This is a genomic window from Rhodococcus sp. NPDC055024, assembly GCF_053608585.1.
In genome coordinates this window covers 1,056,198-1,078,566 of record NZ_JBSGVT010000001.1, presented here as the reverse complement: position 1 = coordinate 1,078,566, position 22,369 = coordinate 1,056,198, and the positions used below count along the sequence as shown (strand labels likewise).

21 protein-coding genes are annotated in these 22,369 nt (G+C 61.7%); 8 read left to right on the top strand and 13 right to left on the bottom strand.

Annotated features, from left to right (window positions below):
• Positions 1-117 precede the first annotated feature (117 nt).
• The 5 genes from ACWF6P_RS04920 to ACWF6P_RS04900 all read left to right on the top strand — a co-directional run bounded on the left by ACWF6P_RS04920 (position 118) and on the right by ACWF6P_RS04900 (position 5,281).
• Positions 118-1,008 carry a LysR family transcriptional regulator gene (locus ACWF6P_RS04920; protein WP_452620206.1) on the top strand — a complete coding sequence of 297 codons (891 nt, stop codon included), beginning with the start codon at positions 118-120 and terminating at the stop codon, positions 1,006-1,008.
• Between the two features lie 92 nt (positions 1,009-1,100).
• Positions 1,101-2,564: a benzaldehyde dehydrogenase gene (locus tag ACWF6P_RS04915; RefSeq protein WP_452620205.1), complete on the top strand. Its 1,464-nt coding sequence runs from the start codon at positions 1,101-1,103 to the stop codon at positions 2,562-2,564.
• 154 nt (positions 2,565-2,718) lie between these two features.
• Positions 2,719-4,209 (top strand): MFS transporter, encoded by a 1,491-nt coding sequence (locus ACWF6P_RS04910; protein WP_378643855.1) that lies wholly within the window; start codon positions 2,719-2,721, stop codon positions 4,207-4,209.
• 60 nt (positions 4,210-4,269) lie between these two features.
• Complete coding sequence (locus ACWF6P_RS04905; RefSeq protein ID WP_452620204.1) at positions 4,270-4,617, top strand: hypothetical protein; 348 nt, start codon at positions 4,270-4,272, stop codon at positions 4,615-4,617.
• A 10-nt stretch (positions 4,618-4,627) separates the two neighbouring features.
• Positions 4,628-5,281 carry a Dabb family protein gene (locus tag ACWF6P_RS04900; protein WP_452620203.1) on the top strand — a complete coding sequence of 218 codons (654 nt, stop codon included), beginning with the start codon at positions 4,628-4,630 and terminating at the stop codon, positions 5,279-5,281.
• Here the strand turns inward: ACWF6P_RS04900 and ACWF6P_RS04895 are convergent.
• Together ACWF6P_RS04895 and ACWF6P_RS04890 are read right to left on the bottom strand one after the other, a co-directional pair.
• Entirely contained in the window at positions 5,264-6,193 is a 930-nt protein-coding gene (locus tag ACWF6P_RS04895; RefSeq protein WP_452620202.1) for an alpha/beta hydrolase, read from the bottom strand. The two genes, ACWF6P_RS04900 and ACWF6P_RS04895, sit on opposite strands and share 18 nt — an antisense overlap.
• 174 nt (positions 6,194-6,367) lie before the next feature.
• The gene (locus ACWF6P_RS04890) at positions 6,368-7,453 is read right to left on the bottom strand and encodes a TerC family protein (RefSeq protein ID WP_452620201.1); all 1,086 of its coding nucleotides are present in this window, start codon (positions 7,451-7,453) and stop codon (positions 6,368-6,370) included.
• Between the two features lie 225 nt (positions 7,454-7,678).
• Here ACWF6P_RS04890 and ACWF6P_RS04885 point away from each other — a divergent pair, with 225 nt between their 5' ends.
• Positions 7,679-8,026 (top strand): hypothetical protein, encoded by a 348-nt coding sequence (locus ACWF6P_RS04885; protein WP_182261544.1) that lies wholly within the window; start codon positions 7,679-7,681, stop codon positions 8,024-8,026.
• A 4-nt stretch (positions 8,027-8,030) separates the two neighbouring features.
• Here the strand turns inward: ACWF6P_RS04885 and ACWF6P_RS04880 are convergent, their stop codons facing one another.
• A complete protein-coding gene (locus ACWF6P_RS04880; protein WP_452620200.1) occupies positions 8,031-9,263 on the bottom strand; it encodes a PucR family transcriptional regulator in 1,233 nt (410 codons plus the stop codon).
• A 166-nt stretch (positions 9,264-9,429) separates the two neighbouring features.
• On the opposite strand from ACWF6P_RS04880, the gene ACWF6P_RS04875 reads away from it, so the two are divergent.
• Entirely contained in the window at positions 9,430-10,257 is an 828-nt protein-coding gene (locus tag ACWF6P_RS04875) for an SDR family oxidoreductase (RefSeq protein ID WP_378541819.1), read from the top strand.
• Here ACWF6P_RS04875 and ACWF6P_RS04870 read toward each other — a convergent pair whose 3' ends face one another.
• The 5 genes from ACWF6P_RS04870 to ACWF6P_RS04850 form a co-directional block, all read right to left on the bottom strand.
• Positions 10,258-11,481: a PucR family transcriptional regulator gene (locus tag ACWF6P_RS04870; protein WP_452620199.1), complete on the bottom strand. Its 1,224-nt coding sequence runs from the start codon at positions 11,479-11,481 to the stop codon at positions 10,258-10,260. It abuts the gene before it with no gap.
• 37 nt (positions 11,482-11,518) lie between these two features.
• Positions 11,519-13,072 carry an acetyl-CoA hydrolase/transferase family protein gene (locus ACWF6P_RS04865; RefSeq protein ID WP_452620198.1) on the bottom strand — a complete coding sequence of 518 codons (1,554 nt, stop codon included), beginning with the start codon at positions 13,070-13,072 and terminating at the stop codon, positions 11,519-11,521.
• 99 nt (positions 13,073-13,171) lie between these two features.
• Positions 13,172-14,815, bottom strand: coding sequence for an AMP-binding protein (locus ACWF6P_RS04860; RefSeq protein ID WP_452620197.1), 1,644 nt, complete (start codon positions 14,813-14,815; stop codon positions 13,172-13,174).
• A 14-nt stretch (positions 14,816-14,829) separates the two neighbouring features.
• The gene (locus ACWF6P_RS04855) at positions 14,830-15,708 is read right to left on the bottom strand and encodes a crotonase/enoyl-CoA hydratase family protein (protein WP_452620196.1); all 879 of its coding nucleotides are present in this window, start codon (positions 15,706-15,708) and stop codon (positions 14,830-14,832) included.
• A gap of 45 nt (positions 15,709-15,753) precedes the next feature.
• A complete protein-coding gene (locus ACWF6P_RS04850) occupies positions 15,754-16,347 on the bottom strand; it encodes a TetR/AcrR family transcriptional regulator (protein ID WP_452620195.1) in 594 nt (197 codons plus the stop codon).
• 124 nt (positions 16,348-16,471) lie between these two features.
• Between ACWF6P_RS04850 and ACWF6P_RS04845 the strand changes: the two genes are divergently transcribed.
• A complete protein-coding gene (locus ACWF6P_RS04845; RefSeq protein WP_452620194.1) occupies positions 16,472-17,125 on the top strand; it encodes a nucleoside/nucleotide kinase family protein in 654 nt (217 codons plus the stop codon).
• 14 nt (positions 17,126-17,139) lie between these two features.
• Here the strand turns inward: ACWF6P_RS04845 and ACWF6P_RS04840 are convergent, their stop codons facing one another.
• The 5 genes from ACWF6P_RS04840 to ACWF6P_RS04820 all read right to left on the bottom strand — a co-directional run bounded on the left by ACWF6P_RS04840 (position 17,140) and on the right by ACWF6P_RS04820 (position 22,367).
• Complete coding sequence (locus ACWF6P_RS04840) at positions 17,140-17,274, bottom strand: hypothetical protein (protein ID WP_003942853.1); 135 nt, start codon at positions 17,272-17,274, stop codon at positions 17,140-17,142.
• Between the two features lie 227 nt (positions 17,275-17,501).
• On the bottom strand, positions 17,502-18,947 hold the full coding sequence (locus ACWF6P_RS04835) for an aminobutyraldehyde dehydrogenase (protein ID WP_452620193.1): 1,446 nt from the start codon (positions 18,945-18,947) through the stop codon (positions 17,502-17,504).
• On the bottom strand, positions 18,944-19,306 hold the full coding sequence (locus tag ACWF6P_RS04830; RefSeq protein WP_452620192.1) for a cupin domain-containing protein: 363 nt from the start codon (positions 19,304-19,306) through the stop codon (positions 18,944-18,946). The genes ACWF6P_RS04835 and ACWF6P_RS04830 overlap by 4 nt, the downstream gene beginning before the upstream one ends.
• Entirely contained in the window at positions 19,303-20,913 is a 1,611-nt protein-coding gene (locus ACWF6P_RS04825; protein WP_452620191.1) for a N,N-dimethylformamidase beta subunit family domain-containing protein, read from the bottom strand. The genes ACWF6P_RS04830 and ACWF6P_RS04825 overlap by 4 nt, the downstream gene beginning before the upstream one ends.
• Positions 20,910-22,367: an APC family permease gene (locus tag ACWF6P_RS04820; protein WP_452620190.1), complete on the bottom strand. Its 1,458-nt coding sequence runs from the start codon at positions 22,365-22,367 to the stop codon at positions 20,910-20,912. The genes ACWF6P_RS04825 and ACWF6P_RS04820 overlap by 4 nt, the downstream gene beginning before the upstream one ends.
• Between the last annotated feature and the right edge of the window lie 2 nt (positions 22,368-22,369).

Sequence of the window (22,369 nt, the reverse complement as noted above, 5' to 3'; positions counted from 1 at the left end):
CTCCTCAACCAAATTGAAAGTATGACTATTACGGTATGGACTGATCATGGGTCCGGTCCAGCTAGCTGGAGTATTCGCAAGACTGTTATCTCGATTGCTCATAAGTAAGCTGTCCTCATGGACTTCCGCCAACTCAAGTACTTCCTCGTCGTGAGCGAGGAACTGAGCTTCAGTCGAGCTGCCGAGCGCTGCTTCATCTCGCAGTCGGCGATCAGCCATCAGGTCGCGCGACTGGAGAAGGAACTGGGCGCGACGCTCTTCGAACGCTCGACCCGAGCTGTTCGGCTGGCCCCGGCAGGATCGCGGCTGGTGCCCATCGCGCAGCAAGTCCTCAGCCTCGAAACGATGGCGTACTCCGTCGCACGCGACCCGCGAGCCCGGATCCGGATCACCGGAAACATGAGCTTTGCCGCTCAGACGCTGGACGCCATCGCACACGTGCGCGAACTTCACCCCGATCTGGACGTCGAGTTCGTCATCAAGAGTTTCGCCCACCGCATGGACGCCGTGGCCTCCGGCGATGCGGACATCGCACTGATTCGAGGCGGCGTCGACCGCCCCGGGCTCGAGCCCCTGGACCTCGGCGTCGAGGACCTCTTGGTCGTCATGTCGAGCCGGCACCCCCTGGCCGGTCAGCAAAGCGTCGACCTCAACGATCTGGCCGCATATCCCCTGCTCTTGCCGCCACGCCAAAGCCAGGTGCTCATTCACAAGGTGGTCGAGGACGCGTTTCGCGAAATAGATCGACGCGTACAACTGGGCCCCGCAATTCCGAGCGATCACACCGCCACGCTGGACGTGATCACCAACCCTCGCGCCTGGACGCTGCTGTATTCGATCACCGCAGGCGAATCTCCACGTGCTGGAATCAGCTTCATGCGAGAATCGCACGGCCGCTTGCGAATTCCGGTGTCCGGGGTGACCCGTAGCGGCATCACCTTCTCCACCGAGTTCGCCGATCTGATCCAAGCACTCAAGAACGCAATGAACCCGTCTTTCACTGAATGAAAGTGCGATGGCGATCGACCTCCTCACAGAGCAACGTGGTGGGTAACCATGTGATGCGGCGCGCAGTCGCATCCCTTTCTCGAGGAGCGGCCATGTCGAGCTTGTTGAGCGAACCTGTGTGGGAATCGAAGATCTTCGACGGTGAATGGGTCCGCGGAAACGCCGAAGATCGCATTGTCGTGGAACCGGCCACTGGCAAGCAGTTGACGACGGTGGGCATGGCAACACCCGACGACGTGGCAGCCGCTGCAACAAAAGCTACTGCAGCTCAGAAGGATTGGGCAGCAAGGCCATACACCGAACGCGCCGCTGTTCTGCGCCGCGCCGGTCAATTGTTCGAGCAGTACGCCGACGAAATCGGCGAATGGGTGATCCGGGAGGCCGGCAGCATCCCGGCCAAGGCCGGACTGGAAACCCATACCGCTGCCGAGGAGTGCTACAACGCCGCAGCCTTGGCCGCGCACCCCGTAGGTGAAGTGCTGCGCTCGGAGCAACCTCGACTGAGCTTCTCTCGTCGCGTACCCGTCGGAACCGTCGGCGTCATCGCACCTTTCAACTTTCCGATCATCCTGTCGATCCGTGCAGTCGCTCCCGCACTGGCACTGGGTAATTCGGTGATCCTCAAGCCTGACCCGCGCACGGCGATCTGTGGCGGTGTGGTTCTCGCTCGCATCTTCGAAGAGGCCGGCTTGCCCGCCGGAGTGTTCAGCATGCTGCCGGGCAGCGCTGACGCCGGTGAGGCAATCGTGGTTCATCCGAGCGTTCGCGTCATCGCATTCACCGGGTCGACCCGCGCCGGACGGGCTGTCGGCGAACTGGCAGGTCGCCACCTCAAACGAGCGCATCTCGAACTCGGCGGCAACAATGCACTGATCGTCATGGACGACGTCGACCTCGAAAAGGCAGCATCTGTCGGCGCTTTCGGCTCGTTCATGCACCAGGGGCAGATCTGCATGACCACTGGTCGTCAACTGGTCCACGAAAGTATCGCTGCCGACTACACCGCACTCCTTGCCGAACGCGCCGACAAGCTTCCGGTAGGCGACCCGTTCACCGGTCAGGTCGCACTCGGCCCCATCATCGACGCCAAACAACGCGACCACATCCACTCCCTGGTCACCGGAAGCATCGCGGCCGGAGCAAAACTGGCTGCCGGTGGCACCTACGAGGATCTCTTCTCCCGGCCCACCGTGCTGGCCGACACCCCACTGACCGCCCCGGCCTTCGCCGACGAGGTCTTCGGGCCGGTCGCACCGGTGACCTCCTTTGCCACCGTCGAACAAGCCGTCGCCATAGCCAACGATTCCGAATACGGATTGTCGCTGGGCATTCTGACCTCCGACGCCATGCGCGGACTCGAACTCGCTCAACAGATCCCCACCGGCCTCGTACACATCAACGATCAGACGGTCGGCGACGAAGCCGTCATCCCGTTCGGCGGCATGGCATCTTCGGGTAACGGCGGCCGCGTCGGCGGTATCGGCGCAAACCTCGACGCCTTCACCGAAACGCAGTGGGTGACGGCCCAGAGCACGCTCCCGGTCTACCCCTTCTAGTTCGACAAACACCGAGCTGGTCCGACAAATACCAGGCGTGTCCCGGTGGCTCACTGACCAGCATTGACGGGATCGATCTCGCGGACTTAACATCCAGAGAAAATTACTTCGCCACATTAAGCATTTTCTCTTGTAATTCCCGAGAAGGACCCACTTGACGAATTCAGTGACGACCGACAGCGCTGCGCAGCCAACGGTCCACGACACCCCGGATGTATCCGTCGTAACATCACCGCGCCGCGAGGCCGTCATCATCGGGGCCCTCAGCCTGGCCGCGATGATCGTCTCGATGATGCAGACGCTGCCCGTTCCGATTTTGGGACGCATTCAGTCCGATCTGGGCGCATCCGCGGCCGGCATCAGTTGGGTGACGACGGCGACGTTGCTCTCGGCCGCCGTTTTCACTCCCCTGTTGGGCCGCTACGGCGACCAGCACGGGAAGAAGCGCACGCTGGTCGGCGTTCTGATCGTGATGGTCATCGGTTCGATCGTCGCCGCGCTGGCACACAATCTGCCACTTCTCATTCTCGGACGCGTCCTCCAGGGAACTGCCACCGCCATCTTCCCGCTGGCTCTTTCGGTTCTGCGCGAAGAGGTTCGCCCGCACAAGCTCCCCGGCGCGATGGCATTGGTCAGCGGAACTCTTGCATTCGGCAGTGGACTCGCCCTCGTGGCCACCGGACTTCTCACATCTGCCCCGGATGCCGACTACCGCAACGCCTTCTGGATGGCCACCGGGTTCGCGTTGCTTGCTCTCGTCGCCGTCATCACGCTGGTTCCGGCAACCAAGCACAAGAGCGGTGGACGCGTCGACGTCATCGGTGCGCTGAGCCTGGGCGCTGCACTCCTTCTGCTCCTGTTGTCGATTTCGCAAGGCCACCAATGGGGTTGGATCTCGCCCTTGACCATCGGTGTTTTCCTGGGCTCGATCGTGATGTTCGCAGTCTGGGTCTGGATCGAGAAGATCGTCGACGAACCATTGGTCGACATGCGGATGTTCGTCCACCGGCCCGTGATGATGGCGAACCTGGCGGGGGTCATGCTGGGCTTCGGAATGTTCGCCAACTTCCTGGGCATCTCCTATCTCGTGCAACTTCCCCACGCCCTCACGGGATACGGATTCGACGCCAGCATTCTGCGTGCGTCGGTGGAATTCCTGCTGCCGGGTGCGATTGCCTCGCTGATCGCAGCACCGATCGGTGGGCGGCTCATCAGAGTGCGTGGGCCACGCTTCGTCCTGGGACTCACCGCCATCTGTGGTGCGGTGCCGTTCGCCTGGCTCGCATACGACCACACGCACACCGCATCGGTCATCGGTGCCGGCATCGTGATCGGCACCGCCGTCAGCCTGGGTTACGCGGCTTTGCCCGCGATCATCATGTCGAGTGTTCCGCATCGCCAGAGTGGAATAGCCAACGGCATCAACTCGATCTCCCGTTCCACCGGCAGCGCCATGGGCAGTGCAGTGGTAACCACGATTCTCGCCTCGATGACCATCGCGAACCTGCCCGAGGGCGTAGCCGCTCTGCCCAGCGAATCCGCCTTCACCGTCACGTTCGTGACCGCCGCCGTGGCCTTCGCCCTCGTCGGTGTGGTCGGGTGGCTGGGTCTGCGCCCGGCGCGTTCCCCAGCCTCCACGGAGTAACCTCCCGCTGCGTGAGATCGGAAGTACCGCAGGGGGTTAAGCGCACCGTAGCCTGCGCAGATGCCAGGTGAGACGCTCTACGTGATCGACCGGATAGTCACGAATCCCGGATGTGGGCAGAAATTCGTCGACGAATTTCGCGCCGGCTACCTGCCGAATGCCAGTCACCGCAACCTGACTCTCGACAACATACTTGTCAGTCCGCCGCTGTGGGCCGAGGACGAGTCCAACATCGTCACGATCACGTGGACCGTCGAGGGGACCGCCGGTTGGTGGGAGATGACTCGTTCGAGCCGCGGTGACGCCACTCTCCGGCAATGGTGGGACGCAACGGCTCCGCTCATTGCCGAACGAAGCCGCACCATGGCTGCCGCTGCCGACGACATCGAGGGACTGGCCGATGTATAACGTCACAAGGGTGGTTTTTGCAGCCGACACCGCGGACTCGGCCAGCTGGGTCGAAGCGATGAACACCATTGCAGCAGTGGCAGAATCGTCTGGATCAGTTCGCCATCTCGTCACCGCCACACTGCCCGGCGTCATCAACGGCGGAGATCTGATCATGCATCTTCAGTTCGAGGACGAAGCGTCGTGGCAGGCCGCTCGCGGTGCCGTTGACGCCGGACTTCACCACGACGCCGTCGAGCACTTTCACGGCGCCGAGTACGCTTCCGGAACCGAGGGGCGCTCGCGCGCCACCGGCCCGAACGGGGTGTACCGAGCGCTGCTGATTCGCGTTGCACCCCATACCCCCGAGGACGCAATCGAACGCTTCGAAAGCGACTTGCTGAAGATGCCCGGGCATATCTCCTCGATCGCTGCCTGGCGGCTCAGTCGAGTGAGCGCGGCGACCGGCGCACCACCGGCATGTGACGAAGCACCGTGGACCCATGTGTGGGAGCAGGAGTTCACCGATCTCGTGTCACTGCAGACCCAATACCTCGACCATCCGATCCATTGGGGCGTCGTTGATCGATGGTTCGACCCCGAATGCACCGAAGTCATTGTTCGGGACAGAATCTGTCATACCTTCGGCGAATTGAGCGAAGAACTCCTATCGAGTGACGGCTGACGCCTCGCGAATCATCGCCCAAACCTTCTGTCGTGCCGGTTCCGTGAGCGACAACGACGGAATAGTGAGGAACCCGTGAAATAACCCGTCGAAGCGATGATGCTGCACCGGGACGCCGGCCGAGGCAAGTAGTTTCGCGTACTCGTCGCCGGCCGCGCACGGCGGATCCAGCTCAGCTGTCACGATGACGGCCGCTGGAAGATCGGCGAACGACTCTGCCCGAGTAGGTATCACTCGCACGTCATCTCGGCGTTCGGGCGCATATTGGTCCCAGTACCACTTCATGGCCGTGGTCGTGTTGTAGTGGTCGGTGCCGTAGAGACGGTAGGACTCGGTGTCGAAATCGTCGTCGATCACGGGATAGATGAGAACTTGCGCCGCAACCTCCGGACCTCCACGATCGCGGGCGGCAATGGCGACTGTCGCAGCAAGATTGCCACCCGCGCTGTCACCGGCAAGCACGATCCTGCTCGGGTCAGCGCCGTACTCTGCCGCGTGCTTCGCTGCCCACTCCACTGCTGCATAGACGTCGTCGTGTGCTGCCGGGGCGGGATGTTCAGGGGCCAGACGATAATCGACGGAGACCACAACGGCGCCGACACCTTCCGCCATGGACCGGCAGAATTCATCATGGCTGTCCAGGTCGCAGAACACGAAGCCTCCGCCGTGAGCGAAGACGACCAGCGGAATGGCGTCGGACGAAGTGTGCGGGCGGTAGACGCGGATCGACAGATCTCCCCCGGGGCCGTCGATTGCGAGATCTTCGACCGACCGCATATCGGGAAACCGCTCCAGCGGGGCTCGTCGATTCCGAAGCAGAGCCCGTAACTCCGACGGCTCGAAGCTGGTGACGTCCGGGAATGCGGCGTTGAGCGTGGCCAGCATCGCGGCGACTTCCGCGTGAATTGTCATGGGTACTCCTGATCTCGGACGTCGGGCATTCGCCAAAGTAGATCGCCCGCGGCCGAGTGAGAACAAGCCTTCCCGATCAGTGGTCTGTTTCGTACGAGAGTCGTGAGATACGAGAAGGGAGACCACACCGCGTTGTGTGATCTCCCTTTTCGATTCGATTCTGCTGATCAGATGTCAGCTCCTACTGCGAGCATCCACCTTGTCGTCATCGTCGTCGCGCCCGCCGGCCGCGAGCTCGATGCCCGAAGCCTCTGTCTCGGCTTCACTGCCTGCCTTCCCGAGCTCGACCGGAGTGTCACCGGGCGCAACCTCCTCGGCGTCAGGCGCTTCCGGTAGCGGTTTCTTGAGGCTCAGGATGATCGAGCCTGCCAACACCACGATGATCACCGCGAGGCTGACCAGTGAGGGAATCTCGGGGATCGACGTGCTGATCACCTTGTGACTGGCCTGCATGATCAGCTTCACGCCGATGAAGGCGAGGATGATCGACAGACCCTTGGACAGGTAGTGGAACTTCTCGAGCAGACCCGAGAGCAGGAAGTACAGGGCACGCAGACCCAAGATCGCGAAGGCGTTGCTGGAGTACACGATGAACGGATCGTCACTCACTGCCAGCACTGCCGGGACGCTGTCGACTGCGAACACGAGGTCGGCGGCTTCGATGGCGACGACGACGGCGAACAGCGGTGTTGCGACGCGCTTTCCGGCTTCCTTGACGAAGAACTTGGTTCCGGCGTATTCCTCACGGACCGGCATGATCTTACGCAACAGGCGAACTGCCAGCGAGGTTCCCGGATCGAAGCTCTCGTCGTCGTCCTTGAGCAGCTTGTACGCGCTGTAGAGCAGGATGGCGGCGAAGACGAACAGCACGGCCGTGAACTTGCTGACCACGGCAACGCCGGCGGCGAGGAAAATACCGCGGAAGATCAGCGCGCCGATGACACCGAAGAACAGCACACGGTGCTGGTACTCACGGGGCACCTTGAAGTAACCGAAGATCAGGGCGAACACAAAGAGGTTGTCGACGGAGAGGCTCTTCTCCAACAGCCAGGCCGTGGTGAATTCGACGCCCGAGTTCACCCCCAAGGTCAGGGTGACAACCACCGCGAACACGAGAGACAAACCGACCCAGAGTGCACTCCACCAGGCCGCTTCCTTGAAGCCGATGACGTGCGCGCCGCGGTGGGCGAGCAGGTCGATGAGCAACATGACGACGATGACTGCGGCGAACGCGGCCCACGCCCACATGGGAACGTTCATCGCTGACCACCTACCCGAATGGCACTGATGACTGCGGTCACGGGGAGCTCCTTCACTGGGTTCGGACGGCCGTCTCGCCGTCTTCTCCAGTGTTCCTTGCCGACTTCTATCCATCCCTGTCGAAATATCGACGACTTTTAGACCTGAAGTTGCCGATACCATGCAATCTGAGGGTGTTGCGTCCGAAACCGCCGTTGGAAGGCATCTTGTTCTAGCCTGGCAAGCATGAGCACGTCGTTGTACTACTCCGCCGTCCGCACTACACCGCTGACCGACGACGAGAAGGCCGAAGTCGACCGACTCATCGCCGTCCACAACGACGAATTTCCGTTCGACTACGAGGTCCTGGACCTCTACCCGTCGGATATCCCCAACACTCTGCTCAACGGTTCGACCAAGATCTCGAGCGATCCGACCGAGGTAATTCCTTCGCTCGTCTACTGGTTCAACGCTCTGACCGAGCTTCGCAGAGCAGTCCCGGACGCAGACTGGGACGTTTCACTCGACGACACCCCTGCCGATTGGGATGACAACTCCGGCTACTCGCTCCCCGGCCTCGACGACATGCAGTAGCGAATCACCCGGCGGGCAAGACGCTGACCCCGTAGCTCTCCAGAGCGATGAGAGCCAACTCCGTCGGCAGGCGCCGATCGTCCACGCTGCGACCTAGTAGCTTTTCGGCCTGATCGAGTCGATACCGCACAGTGTTCTTGTGCAGGCCGAGCGCCGCGGCCGTAGCCGCTGCAGTGCAATTGTTCTCGTAATAGACCCGGACGGTGTCACGGATACGCGTCGTGACACTGTCCGTGCCTGCCAGACCTTTCAGTTCCCGAGCCACCAACGCACGCAGTTCGCCCAGATCTTCGGTAAGCAGACAAGGAACCTGAACGTCCTCGTAGACGGTGACGGGCGAAGAACCCGTCGACCGGACTGCGACGCGCTGCGCGGCGAGCGCCTCGCGATGGCTGCGTGCAAATCCCTCCATTCCGTAACCGCTGGCCCCCACCGCGACACGAAGATCCGCATTTCGAGCATGATCGAGCGACGCCCACTCCAGGTGGTCGAAATGTGCGACCCACGACCACACCTCGCGCGCACCCGAAGGTAGCGTCAGCACACGCTCGCCGTTCGACTCGCCCACCAAGGAACGTGCATACGAGTCCAATCGCGCCAATACGTCTGCAGCCGGGTCGGTGTCGTCCGTCCAGAGAACAAATGCAGTGTGGTGGCGCCGCATCGGGTAATCGAGAATCTGCGAAACCTCTTCGGAGTGAAGAGCTTCGCCTGCGACAATCGCGTGCACCGTCTCCGATCGACGCGCAAAAGCGCCGCGCGCCAAACTCTCCCGCTCCTTCGCATATGTGGCCACCAACAATTCGGTGGTCACCTCCAGCCATCGCATCGCCGAACCCCACACCCGAACGAGAAGCGCGCGTTTGAGTTCCGGACCGATCGGCAGTGCCTCGATCGACTCGTCGACGAAACCCAGCATCGCGAGGCGTCCGGCGCCGTAGATCTTGAGCAGGACTCGAAGATCCATTCCCCGCCTGGCAACGGTGAGCGCAAGCGCAATCGACTCCGCCGGCGGCGTGACTTCCTCGGAACCGCCCGCGATCGCGGCCACGATGACGCGAAGCTGCGCCGCGGTGCTCGCATCCACATCGCGTCGCAGCTCCCGGTCCGCTGCGACTTCCGGATTGGCCAGAGCAATGGCGTCGTCGATGCGTAGGACAAAACCGTCGATCACCTCCGGCTGCAGATAGATGGGCGCGAGATTTGCAATCCAGCCGTCCAACTCCGATGTGTCCATGGCGCCTCCCCGACTTGTCACCCTGATTGTGACTCAGTCACAAATCTATCGTCTCAGTTCGGCCAAGAAGCCCTAGTAACCCGGTTTCGACTGGTCCACAATCACATCTCACTGCAGATTCACCGCATTACAACCCCATCCCCTATCTTTGGAGACGCTGGAGCAAATGGACAAGCCTTTCGACGGTCAGGTAGTGGTCATCACCGGCGGCGCCCGAGGCATCGGATACGCCACCGCGAAGCGCCTCATCAGCCTCGGTGCGACGGTCGCGATCGGCGACATCGACGAAGCCACCCTCGCGCAGGCAAGCAAGGATTTGGGCATACGTACGTTCGGACGTCTCGACGTCACCGATCCCGCCTCGTTCTTCGACTTCCTCGACACCGTCGAAGGTGAACTCGGCCCGATCGACGTACTGGTCAACAATGCGGGCATCATGCCGGTCGGCCGGATCGTCGACGAGGACGACACCGTGACCCGGCGCATCATCGAGATCGACGTCCTCGGCGTGATCACGGGAACCAAGCTCGCATTGCGGCGGATGCTGCCGCGGGGGCGCGGACACGTCATCAACATCGCTTCGCTTGCCGGCGAACTCCCCTGCCCGGGTTTGTCGACCTACTGCGGCGCCAAGCATGCAGTCTTGGGATTCACCGATTCGGTCCGCAAGGAAGTTCGTGGCACCGGAGTGCACGTCTCGTCCGTATTGCCGACGCTCACCAACACCCAACTCACCTCGGGCACTTCGGGAATGAAGGGATTCCGCGAGGTTCAGCCGGAAGAAATCGCCGAAGCCATCGTCGGACTGATCACCAAACCTCGACCACGCGTGCGCATTACGCGAGCGTCCGGACTACTCGTCCAGGCGCAAGGGTTCTTCCCCCGGCGACCGTACGAGGCATTGAGCCGCCTGTTCGGCGTCGAGACGCAGTTTCTCGGCGATGTCGACACCGCAGCGCGCGCTGCCTACGAGGAGCGTGCCCGCGCAAGCTGATCAGGTCAGCTCGGTGGCAGGCCAATCGAGCAACTTCGCGCCCAGCACAGCTGCGTGCAGCGCGAAGCTGTCGTTGGGGTCGTTGACGTTCTGGCCGGTGAGTTCGCGGATGCGGTCCAAGCGGTACGTCACCGCACGGACAGACAGATGCAGGTCTCGGGCGGTCTTCGCCGTGTTGCCGCCGGCGGAGAAGTACGCAAGCAGGGTGTCGATCATCGGCCCAGCGCCGCCGCGTGCCTCGAGCAGCGGCGTGAGAAGCGTCTGGATCAGGTCGGTGACCGCTGGTCTGTCGTTGACCAGAACCCGGTAGACCAGCAGATCGCGAGCGTCGATGATCGGTGCGTTCAACGACAGTCGCTGCGCCAGGTTGAGTGCGTCGAGTGCCTCTCGGTACGACGCCACCACGCCCGAAGCGGTGGCGCGCGGGCGCCCGACCGCGATCTGCCACGTGTCGTCCAATGCGCGTCGCTGCAACTGCACTCGCCCGTCGTCATCGGTTCCGGGGCCTGTACCTGGTCCGAGAGCCGACCGAATACCGGCCAGCACGTGGTCGACGGCATCGCGATCCGGCGCGGCGAAAACGACGACCAGTTTGCCGCTCTTGCTGGCAACCAGCGCGTCGGCGTCACCTTTGCTGCCCAGAACGGCACGTTCGACAGCTCGCACCAAAGGGTTGTCGTCGGTGAACTCGCGGGCTGCGGTCACTACTGCCACGGCATGCGGACCACTGAGGTGGAGACCGAATCCTGAAGCGCGACCCAACAATCCGACGACGTCGGCGCCGCCGGTCAACAAGTCGTCGACGAACTCACGGCGTGCCGATACCTGCGAGCGGACCAGAGATCGCCTGGCCAGCTGAAATCCTTCGGCCAGTTCGGCCACGGCATCGTCGACGGCGCGGAGCATGACTTCGCCGGCCGCCACGACGGCATTCGGATCCGATTGCGCCGCAACAACAGCGGGAAGCTCACGCCACAGGCGCCACGCCGACGAGAGATACAGATCGAGCAGGGCTCGCAGGGCCACACCCTGCTGCGCTGCTTCTTCACCGCGGGCGCGGAAACGGTGCAGCTGACGACGCTGCAGCGGTTTCCCGTCACAGACAGCGTCGCTGAGTACGTCGAGGAAGTCGCCCAGCAGTTCGACGGGTAGGCCACCGGCGTCGTCCGCCCCTGCCGCCGCGACCCGGCGTATGGCGTCGTCAGGTACCCCGGTTCGGCTCACCCTCGCATTCTCTCACTGTGCGCGGCCTTGCTTGGCGTCAGGAAAGCCGCATCGAGCCCGTGTCGATGTAGCGCTGATGGAACGAGAATGCCTCGCCCAGGAGGTGCGGAGTCTGCCCGGCACCCGGTTGAGCGTCGGCGCGAGCGATGTAATCGTGAAGGAGTGGCCGGAACTCCGGGTGAGCACACTTGTCGACGATCAGGCGTGCGCGGCGCCGCGGCGACAAACCGCGCAGATCAGCCAACCCCTGCTCGGTGACCAAGACCTGAGTGTCGTGCTCGGTGTGGTCGACGTGCGGAACCATCGGCACGATCGCCGAGATCTCACCGCCGCGGGCCGTCGACGGGCTCAGGAACATGGACACGTAGCCGTTGCGGGCGAAGTCCCCCGAGCCGCCGATTCCGTTCATGATCTTCGTCCCCATGACGTGCGTCGAGTTCACGTTGCCGTAGATGTCGGCCTCGAGCATCCCGTTCATGGCGATGATTCCGAGTCTGCGCACCACCTCGGGGTGGTTGCTGATCTCCTGCGGACGGAGCGTGATGTGGTTGCGGTAGAAGTCGATGTTCGCAGTCAGTTCCTCGATGCCTTCGTCGGTGAGCGCCAAAGCCGTCGACGACGCATGCGCGACGGTGCCGTCCTTGATCAGCTTCAGCATCCCGTCCTGGATGACCTCGGAGTAGCAGGTCAACCCGCGATACGGCCCGCGATCGAGACCTCCGAGCACCGCGTTGGCGACATTGCCGATGCCCGCCTGCAGCGGAAGCAACGTATCGGCCGGCATCCGTCCGGCGCGCACCTCGAAGTCGAAGAACTCCAGTACGTGCCCGGCGATCGCCTCGCTGACGGCGTCGGACGCAGAGAGCGGACTCGCACTGTCTCGGCAGTTGGTCTCGACAACGGCCACCACCTTGGCCGGGTCCACCCGGAACGTGGTCTGACCGATCCGGTCCTCGACGCGGATGATCTGGAGCGGCTTGCGATGCGGCGGCAACGCCGTGCCGTAATAGACGTCGTGGATACCCTCCATTGCCTCGGGTACCCAGGAGTTGACCTCGAGGATGACCTTGTCGGCGACGTCGAGCCACGTCTTGTTGTTGCCGATCGACGCGGAGGGAATCAGTTCACCTGATTCGGTGATACCGGCGACCTCGACCACCGCGACGTCGACATTGCCGTAGTAGCCCTCCCACACCTGCTGAGCCACGTGGGAGAGGTGGATGTCGACGTAGTCCATACGACCGTCGTTGATCCGGCGACGTGCGGTGGCCTCGGACTGATACGGCATGCGCAGTGCGATTCCGTCGACTTCGGCAAGCAGCCTTTCGGTCTCGGTGGACACCGAAGCACCGGTCAGGAGATTGATCGTGAAGTTCGATCCGTTGCCGCGGGTCTGGTGAATACGCTCGGCCAGGGCCGGGATGACGACCTTGGGTGTACCGGCGCTTGCGAAACCGCTGATCGCGACAGTGTCATCCGGATTGATGAACTTCACGGCGTCGGATGCGGACATCACCTTCGACGCGAAGGCTGTGGCGCGGATGCGGTTGGAGATAGCTTTGTGTCCGGTCTCACCGAGGGTTGAACTCACGCCATCAGGATAAACACGGCACGTCGAAGCGATTTGCGGGGATAACCCAGACAGAATCGCTCCGACGTGCTATATGCCCCGTCGTGCTATGTGCTCCGATCAGCTGACGACGCCGTACATGCCTTCGCCGACCAAGCTCGCGATCCGATACTTCTGGATCTTGCCCGAGCCTGTCAGTGGGAATGCTTCCGCGCTGAACCATTCCTTGGGTGCCTTGTGGCGCGCCAGTCGTTCGTTGCAGAACTCGACCAGTTCGGCGGCGGTCGGCTGGTCGGATTCGTCCTTCCAGCGGATGACGGCAACCACCCGCTCACCCCACACCTCGTCGGGAACACCGACGACTGCCACATCGAGGATCTTCGGATGCGCGAAGATCACGGACTCGACCTCACGCGGATAGATGTTCTCCCCGCCGCGGATGATCATGTCCTTGAGGCGCCCGGTGACCCGGACGTATCCACGTTGATCCATCGTCCCCAAGTCGCCGGTATGCAACCACCCGTCCTTGTCCACGGTCGCGGACGAGGCCTCTGGATTGCGGAAGTACTCGGTCATGACGAGGTACCCGCGAGCGCAGATCTCACCTTGTTCGCCGAGCGGAACGCTGTCCCCGGTCACGACGTCGGAGATCTTCACCTCGACCTGTGGCAACGCGAGGCCGACCGTCTCCGACTTGTCTTCGGGGGTATCGGCCGGACTGGTCTGCGTGATCACGGGACTGGCTTCGGTTTGTCCGTAGACGATGCTGAATCCCGCACCGAATGCCGACTCCACCGTGCTGACGAGTTCGGGCGGTACCGACGATCCACCGGATACGACCACTGAGCACGCCGAGAAATCGCGGCTGGCGAAGGTCGCGTCGTTGATCATGGCGATCAGCATCGTCGGTACTCCACTGACGACGTCGGCGTGAAAGCGTTCTGCCGCATCGAGAACCGCAGTCGGATCGAAGTACTGGATCAGGCCGATGGACATTCTTCGCTGTGCGGCACCGAGAACCAGGATGCCGCATCCGGCCGTGTGGAACAGTGGCATGGCTGAGACGACCGAACCCCGTTCGGGGAATTGACCCCTCCGGCTGACGAAATCGGCGTTGTTGACCAAACCTCGGTGATGCAGCAATGCGCCCTTGGGTACGCCAGTGGTTCCCGACGTGTACTGAATCTGCGCATTGTCATCGGGAGAGACTTCCGGCAGAGCGCCCCGCTCGCCGGTCCAACCTCGAACCTGACGATCCCAGTCCTCGAAGTTGACTGCCAGAACCTCCTCTCCCGCAATCGAAATTGCCTCGGACGCCACCGCCGCCATGTCACCGCCGCGGAACTTTCCGGTGTGGAAGAGCCCGCGAGACTGGGACTGCGACAAGACGTACGCCAGTTCCTCCGCACCCAACGCCGGATTGGCAGTCACCAGAACCATTCCGGCGAGCGCGGCGCCGTATTGCAGGATCATCCACTCCGGAACGTTCGGAGCCCAGACGGTGATCCGGTCTCCGCGATCGAACTGGGACAAGAGGTAGTGCGCACACCCCTCCGCTTCGTCCAGCAGTTGCGCGAAGGTCCACGTACGATCGGTTTGGGCGGCGCCGGACAACGAATGCGATTGCGCCGGAACTACTTCTCTGATTGCAACCAGATTCGGCGAGTCCGCGGCGCACTCTCGCAGCAACCCGCCCACCGTTTGTTCCGCAATCGGGTCCGACACGTCAGCGGGGAAGTACGACGTTTCGAGAACACTGCTCATCTCACATCCACTTTCTATCGAGGAGGGGTGTCGGACGCGGGGAGCGGCCCGCCTCCGTCTGGAATCTTGCGCCCGGAATCGCGGTATTGCACCGCGGCATGAAATCCGTCGCGCTCGGCAAAATCCTTGAACCAGCGCCCTTCCGGGGAGTGACGCGTGATCCCGTCGAACAGGGTTGCCAGCACCTGAGTGCCCTGCAGCCCCATATTGTCGTACGCCTGATTGATCATCATCTTCTGCATAGCCAACTGATTGAGCGGGACACCGGCAATGCGATCCGCCAACGCTTCCACTGCCGAGTCCAATTCATCGGCCGGCACCGCTTCGAGCGCCAATCCCCAATCGGCCGCGTTAACACCGTCAATAGTGTCGCCAGTCAACAACATTCGCTTTGCCCGCTGGGCTCCCAGTCGATACACCCACATCGCCGTCGTCGGGCAACCCCAGACGCGCGCAGGCGGGTATCCGATGCGGGCGTCGTCGGCCATGATCAGCATGTCGCAGGACAGCGCGATATCGCTCCCGCCGGCGATTGCGTAACCCTGAACCTTGCAGATCGTCGGCTTGAGTGATCGCCAGAGCGTGAAGAAGTCGTCGGTATTCTGCTTCATCCCCCGAAAGTCCTTGATGGGATCCCATACCGGGCCCTGGTTCCACTTTCCGTCGAGGTCTCCTTCAGCGAATTTCTTGAGGTCGTACCCGGCGCAAAACGCCTTGCCCGCACCTTGCAAGATGATCACGCGAACATCGTCGTCGTCGTTGGCTGCTGCCACCGCATTTCGAATGTCCGACGGCATCACGTCATCGATCGCGTTGAGCCGATCGGGTCGGTTGAGCGTGATATACGCCTTACCGTCCGAGGTCTCGTACTTCAGGGTCGCAAAATCCGTCATCATCGGTCCTGTCGACAGAGCACACCTCGATCGGAACGAGTTGCGCTAGTTCTGGGTGACGAGCAGGCGAACGACGCCTGCCCATTGACTGATCGAACGACGCGCAGAGGCGTCGCTCTTCTGCACTGCGCGGGACAGCGCCAAACCACGGAGCATCAGCACCGTCAGATCTGCAATCTGCGAATAGTTCTCGGAAGCAACAATTTCGGGACCGAAAGCGTCGTGGACAACTCGCCGCAGATCCCGTCCGGCGATTCGCTCCGATTCCCGGAGCACCTCGGCCAACACCGGATCCGTCCGAGCTGCGGACCACAGTTCGAGTTCCGCTTGAAATGGCGGCTGAGTCAACGCCGAATACAGAGCGGAGATCGAGTTCTCGATCGTGTCAACCGACGAATCCTGCCGAGACATGGCAGCTCTTACCGCCACCTCGTTCCGTACGACGATGTTCGACACCAACGCCGCAGTGAGCTCCTGCATGTTCGGAAAGTGGTGCAGCAGAGCGCCCCGACTGACTCCGGCAGCGGTTTGCACCGACTGCGCCGTCAGAGATGAATAACCGTCCGCTATCAGTAAATCCGTTGCCGCATCGAGAATCCGGTGGCGCGTCGCTTCGCGCTGCGCATCGCGCAGGGTCACGGTCTCACCTCCAACTTCCCGAGTGGCATGGCTCACAGTTTCACAGTCCATTCAGACTGTCAATGGCCGAAAGCCTCCGGCGTACTCTCGATGCACCGGCCCTTCGGACTGATCGGAGCAACACGTGACGACCTCACCGCCGACCGTCTCGCTGACGCTCGACCAACTTGCTTCACGCGCTGCTTCCCTGATCACCGACGACGGTCGGAGAATCCTCGGCATCACGGGCGCACCGGGAGCCGGAAAATCGACAGCGTCACAGGCAATTGTGCGGAAATTAGGTTCTCGTTGCTCCATCGTCGAGATGGACGGTTTTCATCTTGCCAATCGGGAACTCGACCGACTCGGCAGGCATGAACGCAAAGGCGCACCGGACACCTTCGACGTCGACGGCTACGCGGCTCTACTACGCCGACTCCGAGCCTCGAACTCGACGGTCTATGCTCCGGTCTTCGATCGCGAGTTCGACGAATCAATAGGCAGCACAACGGCTGTCGACCCATGTACACCGCTGATAGTCACCGAGGGGAACTATCTCCTCCTACCCAGTGGTGGATGGCAGGAAGTGCGAGCAGCACTCGACGAGGTCTGGTATCTCGACGTTCCGGAGGAAACTCGGACGAAGCGCTTGGTGAAACGCCACAGCCGCTTCGGAAAGAGTTCCGAAGCGGCTGCAGAGTGGGTGAAACGGGTAGATCAGCCGAACGCCGAGTTGATCAGCGCAGTCAGGCCACGCGCGGATCTGATCGTCAGAATCGATCGGTCCGAGCCTCACTGATGTCAGCTGAAAACCTAAGAACCGCCGCCGGTTCCGAGAAAAGTGGCCAGCCCGGCAACTCCGGCGATTCCGCCGAATATCGCCGCCAATGCACCGGCGACGGTGATAACGCTGTCGAGCGCTTTGAGATCGGTGTCGGATGAACCCATGGCAGTCTCCTGGAGTCAGAATTGAAAGTGGGGTTGAATGTGCACCGAAGTGCGCAATGTTGCACACGTCACTTTACCGGCATTCGCGACCCGGATCAACGAAAATTCTCTCCAAATATGTTGCACTGCAACATATTTAAACAGCATCTTGCAGGTCCACCGAGGCACGACGACGGCCAACTGCCCCCAGCGCGGGCCGAATGCCGGGGTTGGATATTGCCGAGGAGTCAGACGCTCGTCACATGCATGACGTGCTTGGCCCTCGTGTACTCCGCCAGTGCAAGCTCCGACAGATCCTTGCCGTAACCCGACCCGGCGAAGCCACCGTGAGGCATCTCAGCGGCGAGCATTCCGTGGGCTCCCACCCAGACGCAGCCGAAGTCCAGTTCGGCCGTCATCCTCATCGCGGTGCCGTGGTCGGACGTCCACACGCTCGACGCGAGAGCGTACTTGGTCCCGTTCGCAAGTTCGATCGCTTCAGCCTCGGTGGAGAACGACTGTACGGTGACAACCGGCCCGAATATCTCTTCCTGGACCAGCTCATCTTCCTGCTGCACCCCGGAAATAACAGTTGGCAGATAGAAAAACCCTGGTCCAGCTGGCTTTCCCCCGCCAATACATACGTTCGTATTTTCGGAGCGTCTCTCTACTAACTCCGCCACTCGATCACGGTGAGCGCGGCTGACCAGGGGGCCGAGACAATCGCCCGATTCCGGTCCTCCCAACCTCAAGTCCGCGGCCGCAGCCGTCAACTTCTCGGTGAACTCCTCCGCAACCTCCTCTTGAACGAGAATCCTCGTCGCAGCGGTGCAATCTTGACCGCTGTTGTAAAAGGCTCCGGCAACAATCCCCGCGACTGCGCCGTCGAGGTCCGCGTCGGCGAAAACAACGGCGGGTGCCTTGCCTCCGAGTTCGAGATGCAACAGCTTGACGTCTTCCGATGCGGCCTTTGCGACCGAAATACCCGCTCTCGTCGATCCCGTCAGCGCAATCATCCGAGGAACCGGATGAGCGACGAGCGCGGCCCCGGTATCGCGATCGCCGCACACTACGTTCAACACCCCGGGCGGATAGATCTGCGCTGCAAGCACTCCCAGCATCACCGCGGTTTCCGGAGTCTCCTCGGCCGGCTTGAGCACGAGGGTGTTTCCCGTCGCGAGTGCCGGCGCGATCTTCCAGACCGCCATCATCAACGGGTAGTTCCAAGGAGCGATCGCACCGATCACGCCTATGGGTTCACGTCTGACATAAGACGTAGCACCCTCCGTGTACTCCATTGCGGCAACGCCCGGCAGAGAGCGGGCAATACCCGCGAAGTACCGCAGAAAGTCAACACACTGCGGGATCTCGTCGTCTCGCACCTGCCTGAGAGGCTTTCCAGTACTGCGGCATTCGACCTCGAGGAAATATTTCGCGTTTGCTTCCAGCGCGTCCGCGAGGGCCAGCAGCAACTCCTGACGGCGCGCAGGGGTGGACCGGCGCCAGGACCGCGCAGCCTTCTCGGACGAACGGCAGGCTCGGTCGACGTCATCGGCGGAACCGACGGCAGCACGGGCATATGCATTGTCGGTCACCGGATCGACCAGCACGGAAAGTCTACCTGCCGGGCTCTCGCACGTTCCGTCGATCACGTGACCAAACGCTGCGACAGTCATCGAAGTTTCCACCGTCATGAGCGCGATCCGGGGAGCGCGACGAAGAACTTCTTCGACGGCTCAACCGTCTCCCAGGTACCGCGAAACGACTGCGGCACGAAAAATGCTTCCCCAGCGGAGAATTCGCGACGGTTTCCATCGAGGTCGATCAGTGCCACCCGGCCGCTGATCATGATGCAGACCTCGTCGTATGGATACGGGTCGCACAAGAGCGCGCCGGGCTCGCCTTCCCAACCACCGCCGAAGTACTCCCCGTTCGGATCTCCGAATGACCTCCATTCGGATTCCGACCAGTTCGGGCTCGCATCGTCACCCCACTCCGGGATGAACCGCGTCCCCTGCCCTGGCCCGAACGTTCGAATGTCGTTGACACTCATGTCATTTTTCCTTCGTGTTGGGAGCTGGAAATTTGTGCAGCAAACAGATTCAGTACGTTTGCAGTTATTTGTTCGGTGAACGGATCGTGATGGATCAGCCCGTTCACCCATTCGGTAGAACCAGCGTTGAACACGGAGCCGAGACCTCGCTTGTAACAGGCGACCATTCCCGATCCGTATTCGAGATCACGAAGGTGATCGGGAGGCTCACTGCCGTAGAAGCATTCGATGATTCCCTGCACTTCGGCGAAAGGCGCACCGATCGGAACTTTCCCGTTCCATTTGTCCCGCGAACCCGAAACTGCCGGCGCCATCGCGATGATCTCCAGATCCTCGGGAGCGCCATCGACGCCGGTCGCATACGGCTGGCCCTTCCGGAACGTGAAATCCACGCCGTCCATCTCGAATCCGGCAACACAGATCGGGGCGATCCCGAAGTTGTCGCCGTAGTACAGGTCGGTTCCGTTCAACGCCCAATGATCCGGCCGGTATACCGTGAAACCGCCCGACGACCTGGGAGTTGTAGCCCCGTAACGATTGTAGACACCGGCCATGCCGGTCAATCCCATCGTCCACGCTCCCGGTCGGGCAACCTCGGGCGAATCCCACGCCGTGGTCACCCGGGTCGGGTCGACTTCTCTCATCGGATCGTCGAACGGATTCTTGTAACAGACTTGTGCTTCGTTTTCGAGGCGTACCTGCCACAGGAAGTTCCCGCCGAAGCGCGCCAGACCACCGCCCTCTTCGACGAAATCGTCTATGCGGTCACGCATTTCCCACGACCAGTATTCGTCGTGGCCGACCAGGACGGCACACGAATAGCCCTGCAACACTGAGGGATCGTTGTGCAGATCATGTTGAGTCACGTGATGTACCCGGAACCCTTGCTCTTCCGCCCAGACCGTGAACGGCCGTTCGTACGTCGCCCAGAATGCATCGGCATGGTGACGCGAATAGCCGTTCAGCCACGCCCATTCGTACGGGGGGTGACGCGGGATCCAGCCGACCCCAGGGGTGTCGGCATGAATGTTTCGGGCCGCACCCTCCGGTTTGCGCAGCATCCCTCGTGCAAGGGGACGCTGCGTCGAAGAGATCGGCGTCGCCACATCTCCGGAGCCGTCTGGAACACCTCGGTAGTGGTTTGCACCACCCCAGTCGTTGTAGGCCAACATCGTGCTGGTGGTGTGAATGAGAACGAAGTCGGCAGGCTCGGGTTCTATTGCCTTGACAATAAAGAAGCCCTCTCGCTCCACGATTACATCCTCATGACGCATCCGGACCAGAATCAAGTACATTCCGGACGTCCAAGTCGGATCAACTTCGACCGCAAGCGATTCCGACCACCCGCATCCGGCCGCGTACGCGTCGTCGGGAGTCAATTGCTGCTTGCCCGGGAGTCCGAGGTACTGAGCCACTTGCTGCGACCGCGCGCCATCTCGCACGATCTCGAGGTCGTACGCGTCTGCGGTGGTGTGCACTCGGATCGAAACCGTGTCGCCGGCGAAGTACGAGAACTTCTCGGCGTAAACCCAAATCTCAGGGCTGTCCGGAACAAAACCCGGCCGTTCGACCAGTCCTCCCGGCACAGACCACGCGTACTCCGTCATGCCGAAAACTCCTCGATCGAATTACTGCGAATCATCAGCCCACGGACAACTCCGAAGGCGAAAGCCACCAGCAACGGCACGGTCAGCAGAACATTCTGTGCATTGGTAAGTCCGGTCATGTCGCTCAGGTTCACCAACAGATAGCCGAGGGCGACGGCGAGCGCGACTGCTGCCAGCGACGGAGCAATCAGTCTCTGCCACAACCCTTCTCCGCAAGTCCCCCGTGAAAAGAATCTGAGCACGGCGATGGAAGTCAGGATCTGCAACGTCAGTACTCCGATGATCGTCGGCGTATTCGTCCACACCACAACTTGGGTGTACGGATCGGCCGGCGTGAAGGCAAACCCGGCAATGGCCACAAAAACCAGTGCCCCCTGGGTGATACCGGCAGCACTTGGTGTTCCCGTCGTCGGAGAAACCTTGGCGAGCGCCGAGGGGAAGATCCCCGTTCGGCCCATGGTCAGCAGGTAACGACTACAGGCATTGTGCAGTGCAAGACAGCCGGCAAAGAAACTCGTCACAATCAGCAGATGCATGACGTCGGTCATCATCGTCCCGGCAAATTCACTGTTGAGGTCGAAAATCAGCTCCGACGGATCTCCGCCGAGGAAGTCCACCATTCGAGAGGGCCCGACGGCCTGCACGATCACCCAAGCGCAGAAGGAGTACACGATCATCAGGACGATCACTGCCGTGTACGTCGCACGTGAGACCGTGCGCTTGGAGTCGACAACCTCTTCGCTGTAGATCGCCGTCTGCTCGAAGCCGACAAATGACGTGAAGGTCAACACGAAGACACTCGCCAATCCGGCTGTCATGAAAGTCGACGGCGAAAAGCTGTCGAGCGACAGGCCTTCATGCCCACCCTTGATCAGAACCGCCACGCAGAAGACGGCAAGAACACCCAGTTCGAGCGCCATCAGCACCGCAAGAACCTTGGCGCCGATATCGACCCGCCGATATCCCACTACTGCGACGAGAACTGCCACCGCCAAGGCACAGGCATAGATGGAAATCGAGATCCCGAAGAACAAGTCGAGCGTCGACGACATGAAGATGCCGCAGGCGACCACGAATCCGATCTGCCCGCCCAGATAGCCGACGTAGGCCAGTACCGCTGCGCCCGCGCCGACAACCTTGCCCAGACCTTCGGTGATGTAGGCGTAGAAGGCTCCCGCACCGCGAATATGCCTGCTCATCGCTGTAAAACCGACCGCAAAGAGCAGATAGACGATTCCCGGAACGATGTAACCCACCGGGAGCGCGGCGCCTGCCACCATCAATCCCAGTGGCGCGAATCCTGCCAGGATCGTCAACGGCGCCGCAGCTGCGATAACGAAGAACACGAGATGCCGGCTGTTGATCGTTCCGGCACGGAGACCTGGTGACGCGCCCTGGGCAACTGACGGCTCGGGCGATGATCCCGCGCTACGCGGTTCGGTTCTTTCGGTCATTG